At 68.0% G+C, this 24,031-nt stretch carries 19 protein-coding genes, 1 tRNA gene and 1 other RNA gene; 10 read left to right on the top strand and 11 right to left on the bottom strand.

Annotated elements, in window-relative coordinates; all coding sequences use genetic code 11:
- Positions 1-46 precede the first annotated feature (46 nt).
- On the bottom strand, positions 47-2,059 hold the full coding sequence (locus ACFM35_RS06140; RefSeq protein WP_378839710.1) for a DUF262 domain-containing protein: 2,013 nt from the start codon (positions 2,057-2,059) through the stop codon (positions 47-49).
- Positions 2,060-2,272: 213 nt separating this feature from the next.
- Here ACFM35_RS06140 and ACFM35_RS06135 point away from each other — a divergent pair, with 213 nt between their 5' ends.
- Both ACFM35_RS06135 and ACFM35_RS06130 read left to right on the top strand, forming a co-directional pair.
- A complete protein-coding gene (locus ACFM35_RS06135) occupies positions 2,273-3,046 on the top strand; it encodes a hypothetical protein (RefSeq protein ID WP_378839708.1) in 774 nt (257 codons plus the stop codon).
- A 214-nt stretch (positions 3,047-3,260) separates the two neighbouring features.
- Positions 3,261-3,764 carry a DUF3145 domain-containing protein gene (locus ACFM35_RS06130; protein ID WP_378839859.1) on the top strand — a complete coding sequence of 168 codons (504 nt, stop codon included), beginning with the start codon at positions 3,261-3,263 and terminating at the stop codon, positions 3,762-3,764.
- 154 nt (positions 3,765-3,918) lie between these two features.
- Here ACFM35_RS06130 and ACFM35_RS06125 read toward each other — a convergent pair whose 3' ends face one another.
- The 6 genes from ACFM35_RS06125 to aceE form a co-directional block, all read right to left on the bottom strand.
- Positions 3,919-5,157 (bottom strand): beta-ketoacyl-[acyl-carrier-protein] synthase family protein, encoded by a 1,239-nt coding sequence (locus ACFM35_RS06125; RefSeq protein ID WP_378839706.1) that lies wholly within the window; start codon positions 5,155-5,157, stop codon positions 3,919-3,921.
- A 109-nt stretch (positions 5,158-5,266) separates the two neighbouring features.
- The gene (locus tag ACFM35_RS06120; protein WP_045276804.1) at positions 5,267-5,515 is read right to left on the bottom strand and encodes an acyl carrier protein; all 249 of its coding nucleotides are present in this window, start codon (positions 5,513-5,515) and stop codon (positions 5,267-5,269) included.
- Between the two features lie 75 nt (positions 5,516-5,590).
- Positions 5,591-6,592 carry a beta-ketoacyl-ACP synthase III gene (locus tag ACFM35_RS06115; protein WP_378839702.1) on the bottom strand — a complete coding sequence of 334 codons (1,002 nt, stop codon included), beginning with the start codon at positions 6,590-6,592 and terminating at the stop codon, positions 5,591-5,593.
- On the bottom strand, positions 6,589-7,503 hold the full coding sequence (locus ACFM35_RS06110; RefSeq protein WP_378839700.1) for an ACP S-malonyltransferase: 915 nt from the start codon (positions 7,501-7,503) through the stop codon (positions 6,589-6,591). The genes ACFM35_RS06115 and ACFM35_RS06110 overlap by 4 nt, the downstream gene beginning before the upstream one ends.
- 95 nt (positions 7,504-7,598) lie before the next feature.
- On the bottom strand, positions 7,599-8,795 hold the full coding sequence (locus tag ACFM35_RS06105) for a PucR family transcriptional regulator (protein WP_378839697.1): 1,197 nt from the start codon (positions 8,793-8,795) through the stop codon (positions 7,599-7,601).
- A gap of 17 nt (positions 8,796-8,812) precedes the next feature.
- Positions 8,813-11,539, bottom strand: a complete 2,727-nt coding sequence (gene aceE / locus ACFM35_RS06100) for a pyruvate dehydrogenase (acetyl-transferring), homodimeric type (protein ID WP_378839694.1) — start codon at positions 11,537-11,539, stop codon at positions 8,813-8,815.
- A 177-nt stretch (positions 11,540-11,716) separates the two neighbouring features.
- On the opposite strand from aceE, the gene ACFM35_RS06095 reads away from it, so the two are divergent.
- From ACFM35_RS06095 to ACFM35_RS06085, 3 genes are all read left to right on the top strand, one after another.
- Positions 11,717-11,789, top strand: a tRNA-Val gene (locus ACFM35_RS06095).
- Position 11,790: 1 nt separating this feature from the next.
- Positions 11,791-12,522 (top strand): zinc ribbon domain-containing protein, encoded by a 732-nt coding sequence (locus ACFM35_RS06090; protein WP_378839691.1) that lies wholly within the window; start codon positions 11,791-11,793, stop codon positions 12,520-12,522.
- A gap of 12 nt (positions 12,523-12,534) precedes the next feature.
- Entirely contained in the window at positions 12,535-14,289 is a 1,755-nt protein-coding gene (locus ACFM35_RS06085) for a bifunctional 3'-5' exonuclease/DNA polymerase (protein WP_378839688.1), read from the top strand.
- 114 nt (positions 14,290-14,403) lie between these two features.
- On the opposite strand, the gene ACFM35_RS06080 is transcribed toward ACFM35_RS06085, so the two are convergent.
- Complete coding sequence (locus tag ACFM35_RS06080; RefSeq protein WP_378839686.1) at positions 14,404-15,057, bottom strand: LPXTG cell wall anchor domain-containing protein; 654 nt, start codon at positions 15,055-15,057, stop codon at positions 14,404-14,406.
- A gap of 167 nt (positions 15,058-15,224) precedes the next feature.
- On the opposite strand from ACFM35_RS06080, the gene rnpB reads away from it, so the two are divergent.
- Positions 15,225-15,585: RNase P RNA component class A (rnpB, locus tag ACFM35_RS06075), an RNA gene on the top strand.
- 5 nt (positions 15,586-15,590) lie between these two features.
- Here rnpB and ppgK read toward each other — a convergent pair.
- Positions 15,591-16,412, bottom strand: a complete 822-nt coding sequence (ppgK, locus tag ACFM35_RS06070; protein ID WP_378839682.1) for a polyphosphate--glucose phosphotransferase — start codon at positions 16,410-16,412, stop codon at positions 15,591-15,593.
- Between the two features lie 86 nt (positions 16,413-16,498).
- Between ppgK and ACFM35_RS06065 the strand changes: the two genes are divergently transcribed.
- Genes ACFM35_RS06065 through ACFM35_RS06055 form a run of 3 tightly spaced genes read left to right on the top strand, consistent with a single transcriptional unit; the run spans position 16,499 to position 21,128 of the window.
- Positions 16,499-16,732, top strand: a complete 234-nt coding sequence (locus ACFM35_RS06065) for an SPOR domain-containing protein (RefSeq protein WP_378839680.1) — start codon at positions 16,499-16,501, stop codon at positions 16,730-16,732.
- A 38-nt stretch (positions 16,733-16,770) separates the two neighbouring features.
- Positions 16,771-18,108 (top strand): glutamine synthetase family protein, encoded by a 1,338-nt coding sequence (locus ACFM35_RS06060; RefSeq protein WP_378839677.1) that lies wholly within the window; start codon positions 16,771-16,773, stop codon positions 18,106-18,108.
- A 14-nt stretch (positions 18,109-18,122) separates the two neighbouring features.
- The gene (locus ACFM35_RS06055; protein ID WP_378839675.1) at positions 18,123-21,128 is read left to right on the top strand and encodes a bifunctional [glutamine synthetase] adenylyltransferase/[glutamine synthetase]-adenylyl-L-tyrosine phosphorylase; all 3,006 of its coding nucleotides are present in this window, start codon (positions 18,123-18,125) and stop codon (positions 21,126-21,128) included.
- A gap of 60 nt (positions 21,129-21,188) precedes the next feature.
- Here the strand turns inward: ACFM35_RS06055 and glnA are convergent, their stop codons facing one another.
- Positions 21,189-22,613, bottom strand: coding sequence for a type I glutamate--ammonia ligase (gene glnA / locus ACFM35_RS06050; RefSeq protein ID WP_378839672.1), 1,425 nt, complete (start codon positions 22,611-22,613; stop codon positions 21,189-21,191).
- A gap of 215 nt (positions 22,614-22,828) precedes the next feature.
- On the opposite strand from glnA, the gene ACFM35_RS06045 reads away from it, so the two are divergent.
- Complete coding sequence (locus tag ACFM35_RS06045; RefSeq protein ID WP_378839857.1) at positions 22,829-23,191, top strand: RDD family protein; 363 nt, start codon at positions 22,829-22,831, stop codon at positions 23,189-23,191.
- A gap of 24 nt (positions 23,192-23,215) precedes the next feature.
- Here the strand turns inward: ACFM35_RS06045 and ACFM35_RS06040 are convergent, their stop codons facing one another.
- Positions 23,216-23,926: a DUF4191 family protein gene (locus ACFM35_RS06040; protein WP_378839670.1), complete on the bottom strand. Its 711-nt coding sequence runs from the start codon at positions 23,924-23,926 to the stop codon at positions 23,216-23,218.
- Positions 23,927-24,031: the final 105 nt, after the last annotated feature.

Below are 24,031 nucleotides of genomic sequence, written 5' to 3'. Positions count from 1 at the left end.
GACCCATCCGTGAACGTCCGGGCGTCGTTCGAGCGGTGTGGAACGATCACCTCATCGCGGCGCCGACGTAGGAGTACTTGACGAAGACCTCCGCAGCGATCCCGGCCTCTTCGAGCACGCCCTGAACCGCTGTCAGCATGTACTTCGAGTCCCACCCCATGTACAGATGGGTGTCGTCGTCGAGAGCGTCCCACTGTCCCTGCCAGGACGGCGAATCGTAGACGGGCCCGCCACGGCGCAGGCTGAAGGAGATCACGTCTGCGCGTGAGTCCGCCCACAGTCGTCGGAAGATGCGGTTGAAGAGGTACTTGACGTCGTAGACCTCCCAATGCTCTCCGCGGTACTCGACGTACTCGAACTCGCGCTGCCATCCGGCCGGCCACCCGCGTCGACGCACGGCGTCCAACACCGGCGTCAGTCCGTCATCGTCGATCCCGACGATCGGGGGCTTGGCCCACAACGCCAGGAAACGCCCGGTGAGTGCCGCCGTCCGCCGCGAAAGGGCCGCGGTATTCCACTCTGGAACTCCGACCAGATCGGCGGTGAGGGGTATGCGGCTCTGGGCATAGACGTCATCCCGTTTGGTCGGGAACGCGGCGTCGAACGCGCGGATGGCGAGGGGCTCCTCGAGGAGCGTGAGGTTGCCCAACGTGGGAGCGAGCGCACGGTGGCTGTTCTGCTCGTCCTCGGAGTAATCCCGCCACCGTCGTACACCGTCGCCCGTCCAATCGTCCGCCGGTATGAGCGGCACGATGTGCTCGATGTCGACGGCGGTCGTGTCCTCGACATCGGCGAGCCGACCCAGCACGTACGCCGGATGGGGGAGCGGTCCGAACTTGAGGGCGACCCGTACGCGTTCGTCCGACGGGGTGATACGGGCGAAGGCGAGCGTCAGCGCATCGGGCCCTTCGTTCCAGGCGCGGCACAGTCGCGCGACCAAGCGGTCGGTCCCGGTGCCGACGACCGTACGACGCAGCAGCAGTGACTGCACGGCCTCGAGGGTGGCCGCGAAGGCCGCGGCATCCGTCGTCCCCCGGCGATAGTCGAGGTAGACGCGCATGAGCAGCGGGTACATCGCGCGTCCGAACGTGTTCACGTGGGCGAGGTGGCGGGCGAGGGCGGCGTCGGGTTCTCGCGCGGGATGCAGCAGTGCGCGGTAGACATCGGATGCCGCTCGCCACTGCGCGGCAGCGGAACGCAGCGAATCGAGGTCGAGGCGGGGGAACTCGGCTCGGAACGCGTCGTAGACGCCCCGGGTGCCGGGAACCGACACCTCCCGTCCGGTCGTCATCACGAGGTAGTCCCGCCAGAACGAGCCGATGGCCTGACCGGTGTTCTGTTCGATGGGCACCCAGAACGTGTCTTCGATCTCGGTCTGTTCGGCGTGCGACAGGCCCATGAGCACGTAGTTGTGGATCAGTTCGTGATCGCGCAGGGGCTCGCCCGTCGAGTTCAGGCTCTCGAAGATCTGCTGGGCATGCGCGCCGGCACCGAGGGTGATCGCGACGTGCTCGAGCCGTTGCAGTCCTCGCCAGATGCGCGGAACCTCATCGGGGCGCACCTGACTGCGGAAGAACGCGTAGTTGCTGTCGAAGCGCGAATCCTGCGCGTCGTCTCCCGCAACCGGTCGGTCGCGGACGATTCTCTCGAAGACATCCGCCCACGCCCGGTGGGGGCGGAGCTTGGTACGGTCGGGGTCGCTCGCGCGCACGAGGACGGTGTGCATCTCGGCCGCGAGGAGCGGACGGACGTCCTGAGCGATGTGGTGGAGCGCCGCGACGAGCAGCATGAGCGTCGTGATGCGCTGCTGACCGTCGATCAGGACGAGCTCGGCGTCGTCCCGGTCGGTGCTGAGGGTGGACAGGATCGAGCCGATGAAGTGCATCCCGCGGTCTTCGGCGTCGGCCACGGCGCGCACGTCGGCGAGCAGTTGCTCACATCCGCCGATGTCCCAGCGGTACTGGCGCTGATAGACGGGAACGACGATGCTGGTCTCCGCCGCCGCGAGCCACGCGATCGTGTTGACGGCGACGGCGTCGACATTGGTGGCTGATCCCATGCTGCGACATCCTCCGTCCGACGGCGAAAGCGGCTCGTCGAGACGGCAATCGCGGCAGCCTCGAGGCGGCCGTGGGCAAGCCTAACCGACCGTCTCCCCGCGGTCCGGTCGCGTCGGCCGGTCTCCGGGTGTGTCGCAGGGCCCCGATGTAGGGTTGCCTAAGTTGGGCCTGTTAAAACGTGCTGGCCCCCTACGAAAGGTACGACTCTCCTCATGAGTTACATCACCTCCGCCGCGCTCGAAGAGACCGGCTACGTCGTCCTGGACCGCTACAACCAGGAGCTCGACCCCAAGGAATGGCTCGACATCGAGTACAACGACTGGAAGTCGTCGGGCGACACCCGATTCGCACCGCTTGCGAGCGCCTTCGGTGACATCGAGTGCAACGGCTTCTGGAATCACAAGCCGCCACGCACCGACAAGGACGGCGTGTGGATCGATTCGCAGGTCGAGAAGGCGCCCCATCTCACCCGCCGCGCGCAGGAGCCCGGCGCCAACGTCGGGCGGTGCCGCGTGATCGAACTGCAGCCCACGCCCTACGGCGACTGCCTGTACAACCTGCATCAGGACGACAACAACCGCCTCAACCCCGACGGCACCGGCTGGGTCGTGCGTGGCTTCTTCAACCTCACCGACGACAAGGACAGCTTCTTCGTGCTGCGGGAGAACCGCACCGATCCCGAGGGCGAGACGCGCATCGCACTTCCGGCCGGAGCGCAGCTCATCATCGACACCCAGCGCCTGTGGCACGCCGCCACCCACGTGGGTTCCGAGCCGCGCTACAACCTCATCACATCGTGGACGTCGGGCCCCGAACTCGACGCGTACATCGAGAAGTACCACGGCGTGAACCGCGTCGAGAGCTTCCCCGTCGATCAGGACATCCTCGATGCGGGCTACGTCGAGCAGGCTCGCAAGGATGCTGCACGCGCCGCCTATTACGCCGCGAAGGGTCAGGCCGTCGTCACGGCCATGAGCGAAGCCTGATCACTCGGGAGCGGACGACGGAGGCCTCGGCGCACAGCCGGGGCCTCCGGCATTCCCCGTCTGCGTGCCGTCGGAATGGGGTGACGACGGGACCGGAATGACACGCTTGTGATTCTCGGTGCAGATGAGCGATAATGGCCGCACAACCGAACACACATCGCTGCGGTATCCGTCAGGTCGTTGGGGAAGACGAACCTGAAGAAACGGAGACATGATGGCGACACGTCAATCGCGCGGGGTGATCTTCATCCACTCTGCGCCGCGCGCGCTGTGCCCCCACCTCGAGTGGGCGGTAGGACGCGCCCTCGGTCGTGGAGTGAACTTCGACTGGACCGAACAGCCGGTGCTGTCGGGCAGTCGACGCACCGAGTACTACTGGGAAGGTCCGGTGGGAACCGGCGCCGCGTTGACGACGGCGATCCGCGGATGGGAGCACTTGCGGTTCGAGGTGACGGAAGATCCGACACCGCGCAGCGACGGGGGCCGCTGGCTGCACACTCCGGGCCTCGGCATCCACTACGCGCAGACCGATTCCGGCGGCAACGTGGTCATCGGCGAAGACCGAATCCGTTATGCCATGGAGGTCGCCGCCGGCGACATGTTCGAGCTGCAGCGTGAACTCGACGTCGCCCTCGGAGCCGCCTGGGACGATGAGCTCGAGCCGTTCCGCCATGCGAGCGATGACGCGCCCGTCGTGTGGCTGCACAAGGTGGGCTGACACCCCCTCAGATCTCAGGCGGCGAGGCGCCACTACCCGCGGTCGGCGGCCCCAACCCGGACGCAGGGAACGCGAATCCCCGCCTGACACGACAGACGCCCCCGGTGTGTGATCTCCGGGGGCGTCTTCGTGTGCGTCGGTCGAGGATGCCTCGCTACGGCGTCGAAATCGCGAGGACGGCGTTGTGTCCGCCGAATCCGAAAGAGTTGCTGATCGCGAGCTGCGGCCCGTCCCCGAGGGGGATCGGTTCGCCCGAGACGCGCAGGGGGATCTCGGGGTCCTGGGTGGTGAGGTTGATCGTGGGCGGGGCGATGCGGTTCTGGATCGCGAGGATCGAGAAGATCGCCTCGAGGGCGCCCGTGCCGCCGAGCAGGTGACCGGTGGAGGCCTTGGTGGCAGACACGGGGATCTCGTGGACGCGGTCGCCGAAGACGGTCTTGAGGGCCGTGTACTCCGCCGGATCGCCCACCGGGGTCGAGGTGGCGTGCGCATTGATGTGCGTCACATCGTCCGGCGAGACGCCGGCCTGTTCGAGAGCGAAGGTCACAGCCCTGCTCGCGCCCCGACCTTCAGGGTCGTTCGCCGTGATGTGGTACGAGTCGGCTGTCACGCCTCCGCCCACGATGACCGCGTAGATCTTCGCCCCACGGGCGATCGCGTGCTCCTCGGTCTCGAGGACGAGCGCTCCCGCGCCCTCGCCCATCACGAACCCGTCTCGGTCGGCGCTGTAGGGCCTCGACGCGTGGGCCGGATCGTCGTTGCGCTTGGACAGCGCCTGCATCGACGCGAACGATGCCATGGTGATGGGGTGGATCGCCGACTCCGTCCCACCCGCGATGATGACATCGGCGAGACCGGCGCGCAGGTGCTCGAACGCGTTGACGATGGACTCCGTGCTCGATGCGCAGGCAGACGCGACCGTGCGGGCGAACGCCCGCGCCCCGAAATGCATCGACACGGCGGCCGCGGCCGCGTTCGGCATCAGCATGGGCACGGTCATGGGCATGACCCGTCGGGGTCCTTTCTCGCGCAGCGTGTCCCACGCGTCCAGAAGCGTCCACAGGCCGCCGATCCCCGTCGCGAAGTCCACGCCGAGGCGCTCGGGCTCGACGTCGGGCGCTCCGGCGTCGGCCCAGGCTTCGCGGGCCGCCACGAGGGCGAACTGCGAGGACGGGTCGAGGCGGCGCACCTCGGTCCGCTCCAGCACCGCTTCCGGGCGGACGAGCGCTTCGGCGGCGAATGTGACAGGGAGCGAGTACTGCTCCACCCACTCGTGCTCGAGGGTGCGGGCGCCGGAGGCGCCGCCGAGCAGGGCGGTCCAGCTGTCGGGCGCGGTGCCGCCGATCGGCGACGACGCTCCGATGCCGGTGACGACGATGCGTGACGTACTCATGGGTGTGGATCCTCGCGAAGAAATCTGCATGACCGGTGGGGGCGAAGAGCCCCCACCGGAGCGTGCGTCAGCAGGCCGGTGTTCGGGGCGGAGCCCCCACCGGTTCTGCCTACGCCTGGTTGGACGTGATGAAGGTGACGGCGTCGCCCACGGTCTTGAGGTTCTTGACCTCGTCGTCGGGGATGGTGACGCCGAACTTCTCCTCGGCGTTCACGACGATCGTCATCATCGAGATCGAGTCGATGTCGAGGTCATCGGTGAACGACTTCTCGAGGGCGACCTCGTCGGCCGAGATGCCGGTCTCGTCGGTGATGAGCTCTGCAAGGCCTGCGAGCACCTCGTCGGTGGTGAATGCCATGGGTTTCTCCTGTTCTTCGGGGGTCTGCGGGCCCCGTCGGGGCCGTTGTTCAGTTTAGGGTCGGTGGTCGTCGGCTCACGGGAGGACGACGACCTGCGCGCCGAACACGAGCCCGGCGCCGAATCCGATCTGCAGCGCGAGTCCACCGCTCAGCTGCGGGTTCTCGGCCAGAAGCCGGTGCGTCGCGAGGGGGATGGAGGCGGCCGACGTGTTGCCGGTCGTCTCGATGTCTCGGGCGATCACGACGGTGTCGGGCAGCTTCAGCTGCTTGGCGAACTCGTCGATGATGCGCATGTTCGCCTGGTGAGGCACGAAAGCCGCCAGATCGGATGCGTCGACACCGGCGGCTTCGAGAGCCTCGCGTGCCACTTTCACCATCTCCCAGACGGCCCAGCGGAAGACGGTCGGGCCCTCCTGGCGCAGGGTCGGCCACGGCACCTCGCCGTCACGGAACTGGGTGAGCGTACCGTTCATCCCCACGGCTTCGGCCTTCGAACCATCCGACCCCCACACGGTGGGTCCGATGCCGGGCGTATCGCTCGGGCCGATCACGACGGCTCCCGCGCCGTCGCCGAGGAGGAACGAGATGCTGCGGTCCGCCGGATCGACGACATCGCTGAGCTTCTCGGTGCCGATGACCAGCGCGTAATGCGCGGCGCCCGCGCGGATCAGCGCATCGGCTTGTGCGACGCCGTAAGCGAAGCCGGCGCAGGCGGCGTTCAGGTCATAGGCCGCCGCCGGGTTCGACCCGACGCGGTCCGCGACGATCGCCGAGACCGACGGGGTCTGCTTGGGGTTGCTGATGGTCGCGACGATGACGGCGTCGATGAGGTCGGCGGAGACGCCGGATTTTGCGATGGCCTCGGTCGCGGCATCCGTCGCCAGATCTATCGCGTCCGTGGTCGCGACGGCTCGCATACGCGTGACGATTCCGGTGCGCTGACGGATCCACTCGTCGCTCGAATCGATGGGACCGACCAGATCATCGTTGGGGACCGCGATCTCGCCGCGGGCGGCTCCGTACGAATAGATGCGGGTGTGGGCGGGGCCGGTCGCCTGCGTCAATGTCGGGCTCATGCGCGATCTCCAGTCAACAGAGCGGCGGCCGCCGCGAGGTCGTCGGGCGTCTTGAGGGCCACAGACGGCACGCCGCGCAGAGCGCGCTTCGCGAGCCCCGTCAGCGTGCCCGCCGGTGCCATCTCGACGAGTCCCGTGACCTCGTGCGCCGCGAAGGACGCCATGCACAGATCCCACCGCACGGGTGAGGCGACTTGAGCGATCAGCGCATCGCGATAGGCCGCACCGGAAGTGACGGTCTCGCCGTCGCTGTTGGTCCAGATGGTCAGCGTCGGATCGGACGCGAGCACCTGATCGGCTGCGGCGCGGAGCGCCTCGACCGCGGGGGCCATGTACGACGTGTGGAATGCGCCGGCGACCTGCAACGGGATGACCCGCGTGCCGGAGACCGGCTGCGCAGCGAGGGCCTGCAAGCCACCCAGCGCGCCGGCGGCGACGAGTTGTCCGCCGCCGTTGTAGTTCGCGGGGGTCAGGCCGAGTTCGTCGAGGCGGGCGAGCACGGATGCCTCGTCCCCGCCGATGATCGCGCTCATCCCGGTCTGCTCGGCTGCGGCCGCCTCGGCCATCGCGCGGCCGCGGATGCCGACGAGGCGGAGTGCGTCCTGCTCGCTGAGCACGCCGGCAGCGGCCGCGGCGGCGAACTCGCCGACGGAGTGACCCGCGACTCCCGTGATCGCGCCACGGTCAGCCAGTTCGTTCCACGACAGCAAGCTCGCCGCGACGATCAGCGGCTGAGCCACCTGTGTGTCACGGATGCGTTCCGCGTCCCATTCCGTGCCGGCTGCGACGAGGTCGACGCCCGACCACTCCGAGTACTCGACCAGTCGCTCGCGCGCGCCGTCGCGTTCGAGCCAGGGGGCGAGGAAACCGGGGGACTGTGAGCCCTGGCCGGGGAATACGGCAATGAACATCAGTCCATCCTCCCAAGAACGACGGAGCGCCTTCTGGCGATCACCGCACAAGAATCGCCCGATGCTTTGTGGGCGGTCTACATCATCACCGACCGTCAGCGTCGCGACGCAGGCATCCGTCGGCGTGTCGGGTCGGTGGGGATGAATCCTACGGATCCGAGGATGAGCGCGGTCTGCAGGATCAGAGCCTCGCGCGGCCCGGTGGCATCCCATCCGATGACCTCGGAGACGCGCTTGAGCCGATACCGGACCGTGTTGGGGTGCACGAACAGCTCACGTGCAGTGGCTTCGAGCGAACGTCCGTTGTCGAGATAGCTCCACAGGGTCGTCACCAGGTCCGAGCTGTGCGCCTGCAGGGGACGGAAGATGCGCTCGACGAGGGTCTGCTTCGCGAGTGGATCGCCCGCGAGAGCCCGCTCGGGGAGCAGGTCGTCGGCCTCCACCGGCCGCGGCGCGTGGCGCCATGCGCGTGCGACGGCGAACCCGGCCAGCGCCGCCCGTGCGCTCTGGCCGGCATCGACGAGCGCGGGCACCGCAGGGCCGAGCACGAGGTATCCGTCTCCGAAGCCGGGTTCCAGACGGCGCGCGATCTCGGGGAACGGCAGTTCCGGCTCGATCTCTTCGCGCGGCGGAGAGTCCGAGCGTCCGATGACCAGGACGAGGCGCGACCCCTGCACTCCGATGAGCACGTCCACGCCCAACTTCCGCGCCGTCCGGCGCAGCTGATCGACGTCGAACTGCGGAGGAGTCGTTCCCACCAGCACCGAGACCTCACCGTGACCGTGCCACCCGAGTGCGGCGATCCGACTGGGCAGCTCGTCGTCGGCCTCGCCCGTCAGGATCGAGTCCACGACGAGCGCTTCGAGGCGTGCGTCCCAGAGTCCGCGGGCCTCTGCGGCGCGGGCATAGACGTCGGCGGCGGCGAAGGCGACCTCGCGCGAATACAGCAGGATCGCTTCGCGGAGATCCTCGGTCTTGCCCTGGATGCGCTCCTCGGTGACTTCGACCGTCACGCGGATCAGCTGCAGCGTCTGGGTCAGACTGACGCTCCGCAGAAGCTCGCGCGGCGCCGCCAGGAAGACGTCGGCCGCGATCCACGGGGTGGACGCCGGATCGTCGTACCACTGGATGAACGACGTGATGCCCGCTTGGGCGACCAGGCCCACCGCCGAGCGGCGGGCCGGCGGCATCTCGGCGTACCAGGGGAGTGATTCCTCCAGTCGCATGGTGGTCGCCGTGGCGAGGTCACCCGAGATGCGTCGCAGCCAAGCGAGCGTCTCCGTCTTGTTCATCGGTGTCGAAGCACCCGTCAGCTCTCTCCGCCGGCGTTGCCGCTGGTGCCCGCGTTCACGTCGTGGAGGCGGTACTTCTCGATAGCCTGACCGACGAGGCCGCGATCGATGGCACCTTCATCCGCGAGCGCCTGCAGCGCGCGGACGACCATCGACGGGCCGTCGATCTTGAAGTAGCGGCGCGCCGCAGCGCGGGTGTCGGAGAAGCCGAAGCCATCAGCCCCGAGCGTGAGGTAGCGACGAGGCACCCACTGACGGATCTGGTCGGGGACGGCGTGCATCCAGTCGCTGGTCGCGATGACCGGGCCGTCGCTCTCGCGAAGACGCTCGGTCACGTAGGCGGTCCGGGGCTCGGCCTCGGGGTGCAGGAAGTTGTGCTCGTCCGCGGCCAGGCCGTCGCGACGCAACTCGGTCCATGAGGTGACCGACCAGACGTCTGCGGCGATGCCCCAGTCCTGCCCGAGCAGGTGCTGAGCCTCGATCGCCCACGGCACACCGACGCCGGACGCCAGCAGCTGTACGCGGTGCCCGTCACCCTGGCCCCACGAGAGCCGGTGGATGCCGCGGACGATACCGTCCACGTCCACACCCTCCGGTTCAGCAGGCTGGACGATCGGCTCGTTGTAGACCGTGAGGTAGTACGAGACGTTCGGGTCGTCGTGGGAGCCGCCGTACATCCGCTCCAGCCCCGAACGCACGATGTGCGCGATCTCGTAGCCGTACGCCGGGTCGTAGGCGACGGTGGCCGGGTTGGTCGAGGCCAGCAGGTGCGAGTGCCCGTCCGCGTGCTGCAGGCCCTCGCCCGTCAGCGTGGTGCGTCCGGCGGTGGCGCCGATGATGAAACCGCGGGACATCTGATCGGACGCCGCCCACATGGCGTCGCCGGTGCGCTGGTAGCCGAACATCGAGTAGAAGACGTAGACCGGGATCAGCGGTTCGCCGTGCGTCGAGTAGCTCGTGCCGATGTTCGTGTAGGCGGCCATACCGCCGGCCTCGTTGATGCCGACGTGCACGATCTGCCCCTGCGGGCTCTCCTTGTACGCCAGGAGCAGCTCGCGGTCGACCGAAGTGTAGTGCTGCCCGTTGGGGTTGTAGATCTTCGCCGTCGGGAAGAACGCGTCCATGCCGAACGTGCGTGCTTCGTCGGGGATGATCGGCACGATGCGGTTGCCGAAGTCCTTCGACCGCAGCAGGTCTTTCAGGAGCCGGACGAACGCCATCGTCGTGGCGACCTCCTGGGTGCCCGAACCCTTCTTCGGCAAGGCGTACGCGGCATCACCCGGAAGGGTGAGGGCGACGTGCTCGGAGCGACGGGCGGGAAGGAAACCGCCCAGGGCACGGCGCCGTTCCATCAGGTACTGGATCGTCTCGTCCTGCGGACCGGGGTTGTAGTACGGCGGCAGGTACGGGTTCTCGTCGAGCTGCGCGTCCGTGATCGGGATGTGCATCGTGTCGCGGAACTGCTTCAGATCGTCCAGCGTCATCTTCTTCATCTGATGCGTCGCGTTGCGGCCCTCGAAGTGCGGCCCCAGGCCGTAGCCCTTGATCGTCTTGGCGATGATGACGGTCGGCTGACCCTTGTGCTCCATCGCGGCCTTGTAGGCGGCGTAGACCTTGCGGTAGTCGTGGCCGCCGCGCTTGAGGCTCCAGATCTGGTCGTCCGTGTAGTCCTTCACCAGGGCGAGCGCGCGCTCGTCCCGACCGAAGAAGTTCCCGCGCACGTAGGCGCCGTTCTCGGTCTTGAACGTCTGGTAGTCGCCGTCAGGCGTGACGTTCATCAGATTGCGCAGCGCGCCGTCCGTGTCGCGGGCGAGCAGGTCGTCCCATTCACGACCCCAGACCACCTTGATGACGTTCCAGCCGGCACCGCGGAAGAAGCTCTCCAGCTCCTGGATGATCTTGCCGTTTCCGCGGACGGGACCGTCCAGGCGCTGCAGGTTGGCGTTGATGACGAAGGTCAGGTTGTCGAGGCCTTCGTTCGCAGCCACCTGCAGTTGTCCGCGGCTCTCGACCTCGTCCATCTCACCGTCGCCGAGGAAGGCCCAGACGTGCGAGTCGGCGACATCCTTGATCCCGCGGTTCGCGAGGTACTTGTTCGTCATCGCCTGGTAGATCGCGTTGATCGGTCCGAGACCCATCGAGACCGTCGGGAACTGCCAGAAGTCCGGCATGAGGCGCGGGTGCGGATACGACGGGATGCCGTTGGGCGATGCCGACTTCTCCTGGCGGAAGCCGTCGAGCTGAGCCTCCGTCACGCGGCCCTCGAGGAAGGCACGCGCATAGGTGCCGGGGGAGGCGTGGCCCTGGATGAAGATCTGGTCGCCGCCGGACGGGTGGTCGGCGCCGCGGAAGAAGTGGTTGAAGCCGACCTCGTACAGCGCGGCAGAGGAGGCGTACGTCGAGATGTGACCGCCGACGCCGACACCGGGGCGCTGTGCGCGATGCACGGTCACGGCGGCGTTCCAGCGGATCCACGCGCGGTACCGTCGCTCGATCTCCTCGTCACCGGGGAAGTCGGGCTCGTTCTCGGGCGCGATCGTGTTGATGTAGTCGGTCGTGGGGACCATGGGCACGCCGAGGTGCAGATCGTGCGAAGAGCTCAACAGGCTCAGCATGATCTCGCGACCACGCTGGTGGCCCTTCTCGGCGACGAGCTGCTGCAGGGATTCCTGCCACTCGCTCGTCTCGTCGGGATCGCTGTCGGCCGAGCCCTGGGAGTACGGATCCTGATCGTGGACAGTCACGCGAGACCTTTCGTCGTCTGGCAGATCGTGCCAGGGATTCACAATCGATGCGGCGCCGCCTTTGTCTGAACAGCACAACGCACCGTCGTCCAGCCTATCCAGTCTTCAGGTGCCCGGACCGTCCACAGCGGGAACGCGCGCTCTCTTCTCGCCATCGGCCTCATACACTGGTGGCGAGGGCCTTTAGCTCAGCTGGTAGAGCGCCACGTTTACACCGTGGATGTCGTCGGTTCGATCCCGGCAGGGCCCACATGAACTCCAGTCCTGCCGACCAGCGGCGCCTGCTCGATCTCGCGGACCTCGACATCTCACTGCGACACGCCGACCACGCTCGCAGGAACCCGCCGCAGGCCGCCCGCATCCAGGAGCTCACCGCGCGCCGCCAGGAGCTCTCGCACGAGCTGTCCGCTCGGCTGGGCGCCCGAGACGATCTCCGCACGGAGCTCAGCCGCATCGAGTCCGATGTCGCGATGGTCGACGCCCGCAGCACACGTGATGCCGGACGCCTCGCGACCAGCAGCAACCCGAAGGAAGCCCAGGGGCTCGAGAGCGAGATCGCGTCACTGGCGCGTCGTAAAAGCGACCTGGAGGATGCCGAGCTCGAAGTCATGGAGCGTCTGGAACAGGCCGATGCCGCCATCGCCGGCCAGGAGGCCGCGATCGCCGACACCAACGCCGAGGGGGCGACGCTCAGCGCAGAGGCGAAGCGTGTCGTCGCCGAGGCGAACGCCCGGTTCGAGGAGCGCACTCGCGACCGCGCGGCGATCACGGGGACCATCCCGGACGATCTCGTGGCGTTCTACGAGCGACTTGCGGCGCGCGGGGTGGGCGCGGGGCTCCTGACCCGGGGGACGTGCGGAGGATGCAACATGGTGCTCTCGGGAACCGACGTGCAGCGCATCCGCCAGACGCCCGCCGACACGGTCGTCACGTGCCCCGAGTGCGGATGCATCCTCGTGCGGACCGAGGAGTCCGGTCTGTGACCGCAGGCGACGATGACGACGTCGAACGTTTCGTCGGACGGTCCTGAGCCGCCGCGCTGGGTCGTCCTGAGCCGCGCGGGCGATGCGGTTGTCGCCGAGCTGCGCGATGGGCGGGGGATGCCTGAGTCCGAGGTCGTCCTCGGACCCGACGACGTCTCGGAGTGGGTGTCGGACGCCGAGACGAGGTGGGGTCCGCGGTGGGTGTGGAATGACACCACCGTCTGGTACCCGCCGCTCCTCGCCGCCGGGGTCCGTGTCGCCCGGTGCGATGATCTGCGGCTCTGCCACGCGATCCTCAAGGATTCGACCGCCGTCACCGACGCCCCGGAGTTGCGGGCTGCGTCGGCGTGGGAGCGCACGTCCATCAGCCAGGGTGGGGCCGTGGGCGCGCCCGCACTGTTCGATCTGGACGTGAGCTCGTCGCATGACGACCTGCCGTCCACACCCTCCGCCGTGGCTGCCGAGTTCGCACGCCAGCGCGCGGCTGTGCAGGGCTCGACCGATCCCGGCCGTCTGCGGCTGCTGCTCGCGGCGGAGTCCGCGGGCGCACTCATCGCCGAAGAGCTCCGCGCTGCAGGACTTCCGTGGGATGTCGAGACCCACGACGAGCTCCTGAGGGCGGTCCTCGGTCCCCGACCGGCCGCGGGCTCGCCTCCGGCGCGGATGGAGGAGCTCGCCGGGCGGGTGCGCGACGCCCTCGGCGACCCCCGTGCGAGCCTCGATTCACACCCGAAGCTGCTGCGAGCCCTCCATCGGGCCGGCGTGCCGGCGCAGTCGACGAGCCGGTGGGAGCTCGCAGAGTTCGAGCATCCTGTCATCGAACCTCTCCTGGAGTACAAGAGGATGGCGCGACTGTACTCCGCGAACGGGTGGGCGTGGTTGGACGAGTGGGTGCACCAGGGACGGTTTCGCCCCGTCTACGTCCCGGCCGGCGTCGTGACGGGTCGGTGGGCCTCCTCGGGCGGGGGCGCGCTGCAGCTGCCGCGTCAGTTGCGCGCCGCGGTGCGTGCCGACGAGGGGTGGCGACTCGTGATCGCCGATGTCGCGCAGCTCGAGCCGAGGGTGCTCGCCGCCATGTCGGGCGATCTCGCCCTCGCCGACGCGGCGCGCGGCCGGGATCTGTACGCGGGTGTGGTCGAGCGTGGCGCGGTCACCACGCGCGCCGAGGCCAAGGTCGCCCTGCTGGGGGCGATGTACGGGGCGACGAGCGGCGAGAGCGGCCGGTTGCTGCCGCGCCTCAGACGATCCTTCCCGCGAGCGATGGCGATGGTCGACGAGGCGGCGCGCGTCGGGGACGGTGGGGGAGTCGTTTCGACCTGGCTCGGTCGGTCTGCGGCTGCACCCTCGGCCGAATGGCGCGACGTGCAGGCCCGGGCGGGCGCTCCCGACGCGTCCGAGCTGGAGGAGTCGCGCGCTCGACGCTCCGCCCGCGATCGGGGCCGCTTCACCCGCAACTTCATCGTTCAGGGCACGGCGGCCGAATGGGCCCTGGCGTGGCTGGCGGATCTGCGCGCGCGCCTGGCCGCGATGCCGATCGTGGCCGAGACGGATGCCGCGCCCCTGTCGGGGCCCGCGTTCGAGCGCCGGCCGCATCTTGCGTTCTTCCTGCATGACGAAGTGATCGTGCACACGCCCGCGGCGCTCGCCGATCAGGTGGCCGTCGCCGCACGCGAGGCCGCAGCATCCGCGGCCCGCCTGCTCTTCGGGGACTTTCCTCTGGACTTCCCGCTCGAACTCCGGATCGCCGAGGCCGCGGACAAGGCCTAGCGGCGTCGGGTTCCCGCACGGACCACGACGAGAACCCCGACCTCCGGAGAGGACGGGGTTCTGTCGTCGCGAAGAAGAGCGCGGAGACGGGCCGCGAGACCCGTCACCCGGCCGTCAGCGGCGGACGAGGCGGCGCGTGACCAGCAGGCCACCGCCCAGCAGCGCGATGACGCCGCCGGCGATGCCGATCGGCAGGACCGAGTCGCTCATACCCGTGGCGGGCAACGTGCCCGTGCCGCCTGCCGCAGCGGCGGTCGCCGCCGTCGGCCCGGCGACGCAGTCAGGAGTCGCGAGCGGATACGAGAGCGCCACGCCTGCCGACGGGTTCACGTTGATGGTGGCGGTGATCTCTCCCCGCGTCCACGCGAATTCGTCCTGGTCCTGTACCCACGATCCGTTGACGAGCGACCAGCCAGGCCAATCGGTCGGGTTGCCCGCAGCGTCGACGGTGGCACCGGGCCACAGCACCGAACCCGTCAGCTTGTTGTCGACCAGCTCGCCGAGCGCGATGGGTCCGGTCGTCTGCGAGCCGTTGCTCAGCGTCAGTGTGGCGCTGCGGCTCGTGGAGACGCCGGCCGGATCGGTCAGGACGACGGAATAGTTGATCCACGGAACGTCGTTGCGGCACTCGGAGACGGCTCCCGAGCCCGTGAGGCTCGGTGTCGTCGGAGCGTCCGGCGGATAGGCGGAGTCGTCGGCGAACGCAGCGGTCGGTGCTGCGAATGCGATGAGCGCGGCGATGCCGAGCGCGACAGTAATTTTGCGCATGATAATTGCCCCCCAGAGGCAGTTGCTGTGCCATCCCCAGTCAGGCATCAGTCTTCAAAGCATAGCCCACCATCGTCGATGTCGCTGGAGTAATTCTGCGAGCGTGTCGCCGAGCCCGGGCGGGAGAGGTGGGCGCAGGGCGGCTCCGCGTAGAATCAGAGTGCGAATGGGTCGGCTGGACGGTCGCGTGGCGCGCAAGCGCACCGAGGAACGTCCGGGCTCCGCAGGGCAGGGCGGTGGATAACACCCACCCGGAGTGATCCGCGAGACAGTGCCACAGAGAGCAGACCGCCGCGGTTTCGGCCGCGGTAAGGGTGAAAGGGTGGTGTAAGAGACCACCGGGGTCGCGGTGACGCGGCCCGCACGGCAAACCTCGCCCGGAGCAAGGCCAGACAGAGGATGTTGACGCGGCTCGCCGAGTCCTCGGGTAGGCCGCTAGAGCGGCGTGGCAACACGTCGCCGAGAGAGATGACCGTCCACGGGGCTCACGCCCCCGGACAGAACCCGGCGTACAGGCCGGCCCATTCGCCCTCTCAGCCCGGAAGGTGTCCGGGCTCGGCTTCGAGGGGAGTCGAGGCCTTGGCCTCCTCCGGTGCGTCCGACGCCAGCGCGAGGGCCGCGGCACCGATGATCCCCGCGTTGTTGCGGTGGACGGCGGGGACGATGGGCGTCCTCAGCTTCAGCAGCGGCAGGAACTCATCCGCGTGCTTGGACACACCTCCGCCGACGATGAGGAGGTCGGGGCTGAACAGGAACTCGATGTAGCTGTAGTACCACTGCAGCCGTTCGGCCCAGTCCGTCCACGACAGCTCTTCGCGCTCCATCGCCGAATACGCGGCGAACGCCTCGGCGTCCTTGCCGTGCTTCGCGCGCTGCACGTGGCCGAGCTCGGAGTTCGGGATGAGGACGCCGTTGTAGAGCAACGCCGACCCGATCCCCGTTCCCAGCGTGGTGAGGATGGTCAGGCCCGGGACGCCCTTCGCCGCGCCGTAGCGCAGCTCGGCGACGCCGGCGACATCGGCGTCGTTCGCGAAATGGATCTCGCGACCGAGTCCCTTCTCGAAGAACTTCTCCGCCTCGAAGTCGATCCACTTCTTGGAGACGTTCGCGGCCGACAGGGTTCGGCCGCCCTTCACGATGGCGGGGAAGGCCACGCCCAGGGGGACGTCTGCGTCGGTCACGGCGAGGGTGGACAGCACCTGCTCGACGGCCTTCAGGACGTCCGGCGGCTCCGCTCCGGACGGCGTCGCGACCTTCACCCGGTCGCTCAGCAGGGTTCCCGCTTCCAGATCGACCAGCGCTCCCTTGATGCCGGTGCCGCCGATGTCGATTCCCACTGCTGTCTTCGTTGCCATGCGCTCAGCCTAGCCAGCGTCGGGCCCCCGATCAGTAGGATCGAGCGAGAGGGGCCGAGACGCCGGCCGCAAGCAAGGTGAGGGCTATGACGAACGACAGCGAGAAGTTCTGGTACAACCTCGACACCGGCGCCGTGGAGCGCGGTTTCGAGTCGCCCGCGGTCGACCGCGCCGGTCCTTTCGATACCGCGGAAGAAGCGGCCAACGCGCCGGAGCTGCTGCGCGCGCGCTCGCGTGCGTGGGCCGATGAAGAGGCTCGGGAGGAAGGGTGGGGCGGGGCATCCGCTTCTCCCACCGAAAGCGACACCGACGACAAGTAGTCTGGCCTCCGGCTTCAGGCAGTACCGAAGGGGATTCGATGGACAAGCAGCGGGATTTCGTTCTGCGCACGATCGAGGAGCGCGGCGTCAAGTTCGTCCGGCTGTGGTTCACCGATGTGATCGGCACGCTCAAGTCGGTGGCGATCGCACCGGCCGAGGTGGAGGGCGCCTTCGCCGAGGGTCTGGGTTTCGACGGCTCCGCGATCGAGGGGCTGACGCGGTCGTACGAGTCGGATCTGCTGGCCCATCCCGATCCGACGACGTTCCAGATCCTGCCGTGGCGCGGTGAGATCGACCCGACCGCCCGCATGTTCTGCGACATCACGACGCCCGACGGGCAGCCCGCGGTCGCCGATCCCCGTCACGTCCTCAAGCGCACGCTCGCGAAGGCCGCTGACGCCGGGTTCACCTTCTACACGCACCCGGAGATCGAGTTCTACCTGCTGAAGTCCTCCACCTACGGTGCTGAGGGCCCGGAGCCCGTGGATTCGGCCGGCTACTTCGACAACGTGCCGGGGGGGACTGCGCACGACTTCCGTCGTCGCTCCGTGCGGATGCTGGAAGACCTCGGCATCTCGGTCGAATTCAGCCACCACGAGGGCGGGCCCGGCCAGAACGAGATCGACCTCCGGTACGCGGACGCTCTCGCGACCGCCGACAACATCATGACCTTCCGCACCGTGATCAAAGAGGTGGCGATCGAGCAGGGCGTGTACGCGACATTCATGCCCAAGCCGCTCAGCGGCAAGCCCGGCAGCGGGATGCACACCCACATGTCGCTGTTCGAGGGCGACGTCAATGCGTTCTACGAAGAGGGCGGTCAGTACCAGCTCTCTCGGGTGGGTCGGCAGTTCATCGCGGGGCTGCTGCGTCACGCGAGCGAGATCGCCGCGGTGACCAATCAGTTCGTGAACTCCTACAAGCGCCTGTGGGGCGGGGATGAGGCTCCGAGCTTCATCTGCTGGGGGCACAACAACCGCTCGGCGCTCGTGCGCGTGCCGATGTACAAGCCGAACAAGGGGCAGTCCTCCCGCGTCGAGTACCGTGGTCTGGATTCCGCCGCCAACCCGTACCTCTCGTACGCGCTGATGCTGGCCGCAGGGCTCAAGGGCATCGAAGAGGGCTACGAACTGCCTCCCGAGGCCGAGGACAATGTCTGGTCATTGACCGACTCCGAACGCCGCGCCCTCGGCTATGCGCCGCTTCCGGCCAGCCTTGATCACGCTCTCGAATCCATGGAGGAGTCCGAGCTGGTCGCGGAGACCCTCGGCGAGCAGGTGTTCAACTACGTCCTGCTCAACAAGCGTCGGGAGTGGCAGGAGTACCGTTCGCAGGTGACGCCCTTCGAGCTCAAGAGCAACCTGGAGATGCTCTAGCCCGAGGCTGCGCGATGACTTCGTCCAGCGAGCGGTCCACGATCCTCACCGACCTCGCACGTCGGGGGTTCAGCGATCTCGCGGCGGCCGATGCACTCTTCCACGAGCTGGAAGAACTCGTGGGCCTGCCGCTCGTCGAGCTGACCCGCGGGTCCGCTCGTGCGGCGGACGCCGATGCCGCGCTGGGGGGCATCGTCCGCGTCGCCCGGCGGGCAGCGGGACCGGTGCGGGACGTGCTGGTGCACGAACGCGGCCGTGACGCCGTGTGGGCACTGCTGGGCGCCTCCGACGGCTTCAGCGACTTCTACCTGCGGCATCCCGACGAGATCGTCCACCTCGTGGACGCGGGCTCGCGACTTCCCTCTCAAGGGGAACTCCTCAGCGAAATGCTCGCCGCGGTGGACGTCGTCGACGGGTTCGCGTCGGCCGGTACCGATGCCGAGTGGGTCGCTCTGAGGGTCCGCTACCGGCGCCTGATCGCCGCGATCGCGGTGTACGACCTTCTCTCCGACGACCCGGTGCAGGCCGTCAAGGACGTGGCGGAGAAACTGGCGGATGCCGCGGGCGCGGCCCTGGAGGCGTCTCTCGCGGTTGCTCGCACACGCGTGTCGGGTGGCGGCGCGGGCCTGGGGCTCTTCCCACGCGAGCAGGTGGCGGGCACGCAGCTCGCGATCATCGGCATGGGCAAAGCGGGCGCGCGCGAGCTGAACTACGTCAGCGACGTGGACGTGATCTTCGTGGGCGGTGCGTCCGAGCGCGACACCGGGGCCTGGGGTGAGAGCCGGGTCATCGACATCGCCACCCGCCTCGCTGTGCAGACGATGCGAGGAATATCCGGTACCGAGATCGAGCCGCCGCTGTGGGAGGTCGATCCGAACCTGCGCCCCGAGGGCAAGCAGGGCGCGCTCGTGCGCACGCTGAGCTCGCACCTCGCCTATTACGAGCGCTGGGCCAAGAGCTGGGAGTTCCAGGCTCTCCTGAAGGCGCGTCCACTCGCGGGCGACGTCGAACTGGGGCAGGCGTACGTCGACGCGGTCCAGCCGAAGGTGTGGACGAGCTCGGGGAGGGAGAACTTCGTCGAGAGCGTGCAGCGCATGCGCGAGCGCGTCACCGACAACATCCCCCGAGACCAGATCGCCCTGCAGATCAAGCTCGGTCCGGGCGGCATCCGTGACATCGAGTTCACCGTGCAGCTGCTGCAGCTGGTCCACGGCCTGAGCGATGCGAGCATCCGTCAGCGCAGCACGCTCGACGCGATCGACGCCCTGGTGAGCGAGGGGTACATCGGACGGCCCGAAGCGGCGAAGTTCGAGCGTGACTACCGGATGCTGCGCCTGATGGAGCATCGTCTGCAGCTGCGGGGACTGCGCCGCACCCACCTGATGCCGAACACGCCGGACGGGCTGCGGGTGCTCGCTCGCGCGACCGGACTCGCGCCGAGCGGTGCAGCGCTCACTCAGGTGTGGGAAGGCATCAAGCGCGAGGTACGGGAGATCCACGTCCGCCTGTTCTACCGACCGCTGCTCTCCGCCGTCGCCGCCCTCCCGGAGGCGCAGCGGTCCCTGTCAACCGCGCAGGCGCACGACCGTCTCGCTGCGATCGGGTTCCGAGATCCCGTGGGCGCGCTGCGTCATATGGCGGCTCTGACCACCGGGTTGTCACGGAAAGCGACCATTCAGCGTCACCTCATGCCCGTGATGATCCAGTGGTTCGCGGACGGGGCCGACCCCGACTACGGGCTGCTGGCGTTCCGGCGCATCAGTGAGCGTCTCGGCGAGACCCCGTGGTTTCTGCGGATGCTGCGCGATTCTTCCGCGGCGGCCGAGAGTCTCACGACCGTCCTCTCGGGTTCGCGGTACATCGGCGAGTTGATGGAGTGGATTCCCGAGGCATCCGCGTGGCTCGACGATGAGGAGCAGCTGCGGCCGCGCAGGGGTGTCCTGCTGCAGCAGGAGGCACGCGCCATCCAGGCGCGTCACGAGAGCGTGGAAGACGCCGTGCGGGCGGTGCGGGCCATCCGTCGGCGTGAGATCCTCCGCACGGCCATGGGCGGACTGCTCGACGTGCAGAGCATCGAAGACGTCGCGGCATCTCTCACCACGATCACGGAGACGACGATCCAGGCGACGCTGCGCGCCATCCGCCGCGAGCGCGTGCCCGACGACGCCGGCGACTTCGACTTCGCCGTCATCGCCATGGGCCGATTCGGCGGCGCGGAGCTGGGATTCGGCTCGGACGCCGACATCCTTTACGTGTACCGCGCGCCGGACATGGAACCCGAGCGCGGCCACAGACTCGCGCTCGAGATCGTGGCCGAGCTTCGGCGCCGCTCGGAGGATTTCCGGCTGCCGCTGGATCTGGACGCCGATCTGCGGCCGGAGGGACGGAGCGGACCACTCGCCCGGTCCATCGACGCGTACGCCGAGTACTACCGGCGGTGGAGTATGTCCTGGGAGGCGCAGGCTCTGCTGCGGGCCCGGGGCGTCGCGGGCAGCGTGAATCTGATCAGGGACTTCACTGCGCTGGCCAACTCGGTGCGTTACCCGACCGCGGTCGATCCCCAGGGGCTTCGCGACATCAAGAGGATCAAGGCGCGCGTCGAGAACGAGCGACTCCCGCAGGGCGTCGACAGAGCGCGGCACCTGAAGCTCGGGCCGGGAACGCTGAGCGACGTCGAGTGGCTCGTGCAGTTGATGCAGCTCGAGCACGCCGGACGTGTGCCGGGCCTGCGCACGACGTCGACCCTGCGCGCTCTGGAGGCCGCTGAGGCGGACGGGCTCATCTCATCACTCGCAGCCCAGCGACTGGGGGAGGCGTGGCACCTCGCGAGCAGACTGCGCTCGGCCAACACCCTCTGGACGGGCAAGACGAGCGACGTCCTCCCGACCGATCGCTGGCAGCTCGACGGCATCGCCCGGATCCTCGGCTATCCGCCAGGGTCGGCGACAGCCCTTGAGGAGCGCTACTTCGCCACGACACGGCGGGCTCGCCGCATCTTCGAGAAGCTGTTCTACGGCTGATGGATCTCAGACGCGAAGAAGGCCCCGGGGAACACCCCGGAGCCTTCCTCGCAGAGGGCGTCAGACGCCGTAGTAGAGCTCGAACTCGAACGGGTGCGGACGGGCCGCGATCGGCTTGATCTCGTTCTCGATCTTGTACTCGATCCACGTCTCGATCAGCTCGGGCGTGAACACGCCGCCGGCCAAAAGGAACTCGTGGTCGGCCGCGAGCGCATCGAGCGAGTCGAGGAGGGAGTTGGGAACCTGCGGGATGTTCTTGGCCTCCTCGGGGGGAAGCTCGTACAGGTCCTTGTCGACGGGCTCATGCGGCTCGATGCGGTTCTTGATCCCGTCGAGGCCCGCCATCAGCTGAGCGGCGAACGCGAGATACGGGTTGCCCGAAGCATCCGGTGCACGGAACTCGATGCGCTTGGCCTTCGGGTTCGTTCCCGTGATCGGGATGCGGATGGCCGCCGAGCGGTTTCCGGCCGAGTAGACCAGGTTGACCGGAGCCTCGTAGCCCTTGACGAGACGCTTGTACGAGTTGATCGTCGGGTTCGTGAATGCGAGCACGGCGGGTGCATGGGCGAGCAGGCCGCCGATGTACCAACGAGCGGTGTCGGACAGGCCGCCGTAGCCCTTCTCGTCGTAGAAGAGCGGCTTGCCGTCGGACCAGAGCGACTGGTGCACGTGCATGCCCGAGCCGTTGTCGCCGAACAGCGGCTTCGGCATGAAGGTCGCGGACTTGCCCCACTGCTCCGACACGTTCTTGACGATGTACTTGAACTTGAGGATGTCGTCGGCCGCGTGCACCATCGTGTCGAAGCGGTAGTTGATCTCCTGCTGACCACCGGTGCCGACCTCGTGGTGCGAGCGCTCGAGGATGAAGCCCGCCTCGATGAGCTTGAGGGTGATGTCGTCGCGCAGATCGGCCGTCTTGTCGACCGGGCTGACGGGGAAGTACCCGCCCTTGTACGGGGTCTTGTTGCCGAGGTTCCCGCCCTCTTCGACGCGGCCGCTGTTCCAAGCGCCCTCTTCGGAGTCCACGTGGTAGAAGCTCGAGTTCTGCTTCACCTCGAACCGCACGTCGTCGAAGATGTAGAACTCCGCCTCCGGCGCGAAGAACGCCGTGTCGGCGATTCCGGTCGACGCGAGGTACTTCTCGGCCTTCTTCGCGACCTGGCGCGGGTCCTTGTGGTAGATCTCGCCGTTACGCGGGTTGTAGATGTCGAAGATCATGATGAGGGTCTTCGCTTCGCGGAACTGGTCGACGTACGCGGTCGACACGTCCGGGATGAGCTGCATGTCGGACTCGTGGATGTTCGCGAAGCCGCGGATCGACGAGCCGTCGAACAGCTGTCCGACGGTGAAGAACTCTTCGTCGACAGTCGAAGCGGGGATGTTGAAGTGCTGCTGAACACCAGGAAGATCCGTGAAACGGATGTCGAGGAACTTTACGTCCTCGTCCTTGATGAACTTGAGCACCTCTGATGAATCTTTGAACATGAAGGCTCCAGAGGTAGGGCACCGGAATCGGGATTCGGCCGCGCCCACCACGTGGGCGTTCTGGCAACCTACCGGGAAGGCGTTGCCCCGCAGTATCTCCCATGTTTCCGGCGTGTTACGCGGGCGGGGGTTAGGCTCATGAGGTGAGCGATCCTGCGTCTGATTCGAGCTACCCGGGTGAGCGACTGGGACTGCCGCGCGAGGGCTCGCGGAGCATGGCCAAGCTCGGACGGAGAGTCGGCGCCCTGGCGATCGACTGGGTGTGCGCACTCGTCATCGCTACGGCGTTCTTCGGCTACAACCAGTTCGCGCTGCCCTCGGAGGCCGGCCTGAGCCAGTTCGCCCCGATCATCGTCTTCATCGTCGTCCAGGTCCTGTTCGTCCCCACGATCGGGGGCAGCCCCGGACACCGCGTGACCGGCATGCGCGTCGTCACGACCAGCGGTCAGTGGGTCGGCCTCTGGCGGCCGATCGTGCGCAGCATCCTGCTCGTGCTCGTGATCCCGGCGGCCATCTGGGACGCCGACCACCGCGGGCTGCACGACAAGGCGGCGGGTACCGTCCTCATCCGCTCTTGATCGGGGACGGCTCGCGTGACGGAGTCAGCGCGGCCGCGGTGCGCGGGCCTTCGTCGGGTCGATGCCCTTCGGGATGGGGAGGGACGCGAGCGACTGCGACACCGAATCGATCCGCTTGATCACCGCGGCCATCGTCGCGCGATCCACCTTCTTCGGCAGCGACTTGATCGTGGGCGCGAGCTTGCCGATGGGCACATCATCGGCGCCGTGTCCGAGATAGATCACCGTGATCGGGACGCCGTTCGCGACGCGCTGGACCTTGGATCGTTCCTCGTTCACCAGTCGCGTGAGCCGCCCGCGGGCACCCTCGCCGACGATGACGACGCCGCCGCGCCCGATCGTGCGGTAGACGGCCTCCTGCGTCTTCGGGTTGATGCCCACCGGCGTCTCGCTGGCCTGCCAGTTCCGTCCGAGCGACGAGCTCAGCACGTGACCGGCAGCGCCGGGCATCCCATCGATCTTCTTGTACATCGCGGTGGTCGACAGTCGCGTCATGGTCATCAGTGAGCCGAGCAGACCCAGCATCAGGCCCGTCAGACCCCACAGGATGATGCTCCACACGGCGACCGGCGGGAGGAGGAAGCCGACGAGCACGCCGATGCCGATGCCGAGGAGCAGGACGCCGACGAGCACCCACGGCAGCCACGGATAGGCGCTGCGCGTGAAGGTGAACAGGGAGCGGAGCTGTGAGAAGAAACCTGGGCGCTTTTCGGGCGTGGTGGTGCGGGCTGCCATGAGTCCAGCGTACCTTTTCGGTCTCGCGATCTGGGTTGGTTCCTCCACAGCCGCCGCTGGAGTGCGACGATGCACAGAAGCAGAGGGGCGCAAGCCACCTGAGCG

Source organism: Microbacterium songi, assembly GCF_042747925.1.
GTDB lineage: Bacteria > Actinomycetota > Actinomycetes > Actinomycetales > Microbacteriaceae > Microbacterium.
Note: the sequence above shows the minus strand (reverse complement) of the source record. Positions and strands in the feature narration are given on the sequence as shown.